The organism is Pseudomonas edaphica (assembly GCF_005863185.1).
Lineage (GTDB): Bacteria > Pseudomonadota > Gammaproteobacteria > Pseudomonadales > Pseudomonadaceae > Aquipseudomonas > Aquipseudomonas edaphica.
On record NZ_VBVZ01000455.1, the window covers coordinates 1 to 5,094 of the forward strand.

Sequence of the window (5,094 nt, forward strand, 5' to 3'; positions counted from 1 at the left end):
CTCCACCGCCGGGCGCTCCTACAAAGTCATTCCCCAGGTGCTGCAAGTCGACCGCCTCAACCCGGGCCAGATTCTCGATTACTACATCCGCACGCCATCGGGCAGCATGATCCAGGCGCGCACGGTGGCGCACATCGAGACCTCGACCCAGCCGGAATCGATCAACCACTTCCAGCAACTCAACTCGGCAACGCTATCGGGCGTCAGCGGCGTGGCCCAGGGCGAGTTGCTGGCCAAGCTCAATACCATCCTCACCAACGTGGCACCGTCGGGCTACACCTCGGATTTCTCCGGCGAGTCGCGCCAGTTCATTCAGGAGTCTGGCGGCTTCGTCGGGCTGCTGTTGTTTTCGATCCTGATCGTTTACCTGGCGCTGGCGTTCCAGTTCGAGAGCTTTCGCGACCCGGTGGTGATTCTGTTCTCGGTGCCGCCTGCCCTGTTCGGCGCCCTGGCCTTTATCACCATGGGCTACGCCTCGATCAACGTGTACACCCAGGTCGGTTTGGTGACGTTGCTGGGGCTGATCACCAAGCACGGCATCCTGATCGTGCAGTTTGCCAACGAATTGCAGCGCGCTGGTCACAGCAAGCGTGAGGCGATTGAAGAAGCGGCGGCGGTGCGGCTGCGGCCGATCCTGATGACCACCGCCGCCATGGTGTTGGGCGTGGTGCCCTTGGTGTGGGCGTCGGGCGCTGGCGCTGCGGGGCGGCATGATATGGGCCTGGTGATCTTCAGCGGGCTGTCGATTGGCACGTTGCTGACGCTGTTTATGGTGCCGGCGATGTATATGTTTATTGGTGAAACCCATCATAAGGACGCCGAACAACCGGGATCCGTGCCCGTGGCGGTGCCTGACCACAGCCGGTAACCTGAGCGCTCACCCACGCTGACCACCGAGGCGGCACTTGGATTATTTCGCTGCGCTAACCGCCTTTGTCGAGGCCGCCGAAGGCAATAATTTCTCCCGGGCGGCTGAGCGACTGGGCATCAAGGCGTCTACCGTCTCGCGCTATGTGAAGGATCTTGAGCAGGACTTGGGCATCGCCCTGTTCAACCGCTCGACACGCACGCTGCACCTGACCGAAGGCGGCCAGACGTTTCTGCTGCACGCCCGCCGTGTGCTGGATGAGCTGGAGCAAGCCAAGGCAGCCACTTCGGCGCTCAACCAGCAACCCCGAGGGGTACTCAAGCTCAATTTGCCACCGGCGTTTGCCCGGCACCATATCCTGCCGGTCTTGAACGTGTTCCTGGCGCGCTACCCGCAAATCAAGCTGGAATTGGTGCTGGATAACGCCCAAGTCAACCTGATTCATGCAGGCGTTGACCTGGCCATTCGGATTGGCGCCCTGCCCGACTCCACGCTCAAGGCGCGCAAGATCTGCGCGGGAAAGTACCTGCTGGTGGCCAGCCCGGGGTTTTGTGCGCAGCACGCGGCCCCGTCGACTCCGGCAGACCTGGCCGGCCTGCCCGCCATCCTGAGCACGCATGATGTTGCCTTCGAGGCCGGTGGTGAAGTCCTGCCGCTGGTATACGGCGACTGTATCCGCATCAACGACCTGGACGCGCAGTTGCTCGCTGCACGCCAAGGCTTGGGCTTTGCCTTGCTGCCTGATTGGCTGGTGAGCAAAAGCGTTGAGACGGGTGAGTTGCAGGTCTGGTTGCCGCACTGGAGCATTCTGGGGGCTGAACAGGCGTTTGCGGTGTGGTTTGTCTACCCGCCCAAGCGGATCGTGTCGTCCAAGGTGCGCTGTTTTATCGACTTTGTCGTCGAGCAACTGGGTGAAACGCCCTATTGGAAATAAGGCCGACCTGAGCGGCTGGCACTAAAGCAAAACCTGTGGGAGCTGGCTTGCCTGCGATGCAAGCACCTCGGTACATCAGGCATACCGAGTTGACGCAATCGCAGGCAAGCCAGCTCCCACATTTTGACCGAGTACTGTCAGCTGAAGCGGATATCCAGCGCCCGCAGGTAGGTTTGCAGCCCGGCGTCCTGGATAGGGATCAGGAATGCCTCGGTATCGGATTCGTTAAAATGCGCATGCCAGTAACCCGGCGGTGTCACGAACGCCAGCCCCGGCGACCAGTCCACCCGCACCGGATTACGGATCTGGCCATCAGCGTCCAGCTCCGTGCCCACCAGCGAATAGCAACCCTCGGGGCAGTTGATGATGAAGTCCAGCGCAATCGACTGGTGCCGGTGCGGTTTCTGGATCGAGCCCGCCGGCAGAATGCCGTACATGGCCCAGAGCACATGCGTGACGGTTCGGGTCTGGGGGAAATTGCGGTTGCCCAGCAAAATGCTGATGCGGCTGCGGTCCTGGGCGCGGGGGTCATCCGCTGCTTCCCGCAGCTTCTGGTTGGCCAGCGCGGCGGGATACAACGTCGGCACAAAGCGATCAGTGCTGCGCATCACGCCCAGGTAGCGCAACAGCGGTTCATCATGCACGTAGTACAGGCGTGCATCCTGTGAAGCGCTGAAACGCGCGGGCTGCAGGCCAGGCAGCGCGATAAAGCAACCGCTGGACCATTGGATCTCATGTTCGCCCTGCACCACGCGGCCTTCGCCTGCGATGACATAAAACACCTGTGAGGTCGCATTGGGGTGCAGGTCCAGGGCGTCACCGGCGTTCAACCGGATAAAATTGGCGCACAACCCTGGCCCGGTCGCCGGGCCTTCACAGCCCAGCGCTTGGCTGAGGTCCAGCGCGACCACCCGCGAGGCGCCGCTGTCGTAGAGCGAGGCCGGGAAGCTGTGGTAGGGAATCCGGGTAATCAGGTTGGCGCTGATCGGGTTGGCCGCCTTGCTGTACTCGAAGTACTCGGCGTCCACTTGCTCGTTTGGCACTGTATCGGTCAGGTCGGGTTTGAACTCGCTGTTCATGGTTCACCTCAGGCTTGGGCGGGTTTGAATCCACTATAGGCATCGCGTTTGTAGAGATTAAGCACTCCGCCGGCACAGCAGTTGTGCAGGATGGGGCGGTTTTGCCCTGCGACGGTGCAATCGGCCTGTCCAGCGCCTGAGCGTGAACCGATGATCCATGTGTTCGGCGCCTGTCTCATGCTCAAACGTCATAATCCCAGGTTCCTCTGCGTGGTAATCTTGGCGCCACCACGAATAGACATTGATCGTCACATGACGATGACCAAAGCCAGGAAAGAACATGCCAAAGATTTCTCACTCAGCGTTGCGCCGCAACTTCCGTGAACTGCTTGCAAAACAAATCTGCGTTGAAACCGCCTCCGTCTTCGACCCCATGTCCGCGCGCATCGCCGCCGATCTGGGGTTTGAAGTCGGTATCCTCGGTGGTTCGGTCGCCTCGTTGCAGGTACTTGCAGCCCCCGATTTTGCGTTGATCACACTGAGTGAGTTCGTTGAACAGGCCACCCGCATCGGCCGCGTCGCCCAACTGCCGTTTATTGCCGACGCCGACCACGGTTACGGCAACGCTTTGAACGTGATGCGCACCGTCGAAGAGCTTGAGCGTGCCGGTGTGGCCGCGCTGACCATTGAAGACACGCTGTTGCCGGCGCAGTTCGGGCGCAAATCCACCGACCTGATTTCCGTCGAAGAAGGGATCGGCAAAGTGAAGGCGGCGCTTGAAGCGCGTGTCGACCCTGAACTGTCGATCATCGCGCGCACCAACGCCGGTGTGCTGCCGACCGAAGATGTGATCGCACGCACCAAGGCCTATGAGAAAGCCGGTGCCGACGGCATCTGCATGGTTGGCGTCAAAGACTTCGACCACCTTGAGCAGATCGCCGCCAACCTGACGGTGCCATTGATGCTGGTGACCTACGGCAACCCACAGCTCAATGACAGTGAGCGTCTGGCGGCCCTGGGCGTGCGCATCGTGGTGGCCGGCCACGGCGCCTACTTTGCGTCGATCAAGGCCACTTACGACAGCCTGCGCGCCCAGCGCAAGCTGACCAGCAGCACGTCCAACCTCAGCGCTACGGAGCTGACCCATACCTACACGTTGCCGGAAAGCTATGTGGCGTGGGCTGAAGAGTTCATGGACGTTAAAGAGTAATTGCCGCAACGGTGCTGATTGTTGCAATCAGCACCGGATACTCACGGTGAGGGCTGCTTCAATCAATCCTCCAGCGTTCCCCGCGATTATTACCCGTGCCTTTGTAGCCGCCGTCTCCATCTGGCTCCCAGCCGCCCCCCGCATTCAAGCCCGTGCCGATAAAACCACCGCGACCATCGGACTCAAGCCCCCTGCCCTCGTTCTTGCCGGTGCCTACATAGCCGCCCCGACCATCGGACTTGTACCCACGCTTGCGGTACTCGCCGGTGCCCTCATACCCGCCGTTGCCATCGGAGCGCCAGCTGGCGCCTGAGGCCTTGCCGTCGCCACGGAAATAGCCTTTGCCGTCAGACCGGTAATCCTCACCTGAGTTAAAACCTGTGCCCTTGTACCCGCCCGAACCGTCCGGGCTGAACCCGCGGCCATTGTTGTAGCCGATGCCCTTGAGGCCACCGTCATCGGCGGGAATATAGCCTTTGCCCATATTTTTACCGGTGCCCCTGAGTGATCCATCTTCTTGCAACGCGTAGTCACCGCCCAGGTTTCCCCCGGTACCTCTAAGGCCGCCGTGGCCGTCCGGCTCATAACCGTTCCCTGTATTGATGCCGGTGCCAATAAAACCTTCGGCCGCCAGCGCTGAGGCACTAAGCCCCAATAAAACGGTAGCGAGCAGGATACATGACGCTTTTTTCATGAGGCCTCTGGTCCTTTCAGAGAGGATGATGGGCGCCATGATAGGGCATGGGTTCTGCGCCGCAACTGCAACCCAAGTAAAACAGGCAACCATTGTGGCGAGGGAGCTTGCTCCCGCTGGGGCGCGAAGCGTCCCTGAAAAACGGGCCTGCTGCGCAGTCCAGCGGGAGCAAGCTCCCTCGCCACAGTGATGGTGTTGCGCCTTGCGTCAGTAATTGGCGTTGGGATTTCCCACGTCCACCTTCTCGCAGTGTGTCTTTCACGCCACTCTGGGAAGGATTATTGGAGCGCAAGTGCAACAGTCTTGTTACAAACAAATAATTAGACGAACGCAAGCATATAGCCACTACTGATGGCGACTTAGAAGTAT

Annotated in this window: 5 protein-coding genes; 3 read left to right on the forward strand and 2 right to left on the reverse strand. The window is 60.4% G+C overall.

The annotated features are described in order from the left end of the window. A partial coding sequence (locus FEM54_RS24015; RefSeq protein ID WP_171045888.1) for an efflux RND transporter permease subunit occupies positions 1–868 on the forward strand: 868 nt, incomplete at its 5' end. Between the two features lie 37 nt (positions 869–905). Next, positions 906–1,802: a LysR family transcriptional regulator gene (locus FEM54_RS24020; protein WP_017135625.1), complete on the forward strand. Its 897-nt coding sequence runs from the start codon at positions 906–908 to the stop codon at positions 1,800–1,802. A 137-nt stretch (positions 1,803–1,939) separates the two neighbouring features. On the opposite strand, the gene FEM54_RS24030 is transcribed toward FEM54_RS24020, so the two are convergent. Beyond that, positions 1,940–2,881 carry a cupin domain-containing protein gene (locus tag FEM54_RS24030; protein ID WP_138453386.1) on the reverse strand — a complete coding sequence of 314 codons (942 nt, stop codon included), beginning with the start codon at positions 2,879–2,881 and terminating at the stop codon, positions 1,940–1,942. 280 nt (positions 2,882–3,161) lie between these two features. Between FEM54_RS24030 and FEM54_RS24035 the strand changes: the two genes are divergently transcribed. Next, entirely contained in the window at positions 3,162–4,031 is an 870-nt protein-coding gene (locus tag FEM54_RS24035) for an isocitrate lyase/PEP mutase family protein (protein WP_017135623.1), read from the forward strand. Between the two features lie 58 nt (positions 4,032–4,089). Here FEM54_RS24035 and FEM54_RS24040 read toward each other — a convergent pair whose 3' ends face one another. Beyond that, positions 4,090–4,725, reverse strand: coding sequence for a hypothetical protein (locus FEM54_RS24040; RefSeq protein WP_138453387.1), 636 nt, complete (start codon positions 4,723–4,725; stop codon positions 4,090–4,092). Positions 4,726–5,094: the final 369 nt, after the last annotated feature.